The 653-nt window shown below is 38.3% G+C and carries 1 protein-coding gene and 1 pseudogene; both read right to left on the bottom strand.

From position 1 onward, the window contains the following. Positions 1-187: pseudogene (locus AC1DUW_RS31670) on the bottom strand (cytosolic protein); the annotation flags it as partial. 65 nt (positions 188-252) lie between these two features. Further along, positions 253-653, bottom strand: a 401-nt coding sequence (locus AC1DUW_RS31665) for an exodeoxyribonuclease III (protein WP_477644557.1), incomplete at its 5' end; no start/stop codon positions are given.

Below are 653 nucleotides of genomic sequence, written 5' to 3'. Positions count from 1 at the left end.
GATGTGATAAATCTCCTTCATCATCCTCTGCATCAAAAAAGACGAAAGATCCCATATTTGTATCCAGTTCAAATAGCCTGCGGAATCCACGTGATGCTGATTTTTCAAATTCTGCGGTCGTCAATTTTTGTACCTGCATGCTGTCAACATTATCTTCTTGATGGAAACTCACAATAAATGTGTTCATTACGTTTTACCTCCTGTTGAGTATGGATAACCCATAGTATCCCCATTTTACCGAATTTATCCGAGTTAAAGAGCTGTTTCCAAAACAACCGGACAATGGTCACTGCCCATAATATCACAATGAATATTGGCCTCTATTAAAGAATCCACGAGACGTTGGGAAACAATAAAATAATCGATTCTCCATCCGATATTCCTCTCCCTTACCTTACTCATATATGACCACCAGGTATAAGCACCTTCCTGGTCAGGATAAAAATGGCGGAACGTATCAACAAACCCTGCATCAAGTAAATCAGTCATTTTACCTCGTTCTTCTAATGTGAAACCAGAATTCCCAACATTTGGTTTAGGGTTTTTTAAGTCTATTTCCTGATGTGCTACATTTAGATCGCCACAATAGATAACTGGTTTTACTAAGTCTAGCTCTCTCAGGTAATTACTAATTTCATCTTCCCATTCAAGAC

It is taken from the genome of Peribacillus sp. P4_C12 (assembly GCF_056402095.1).
This window is presented reverse-complemented; position numbering and strand designations above follow the sequence as displayed.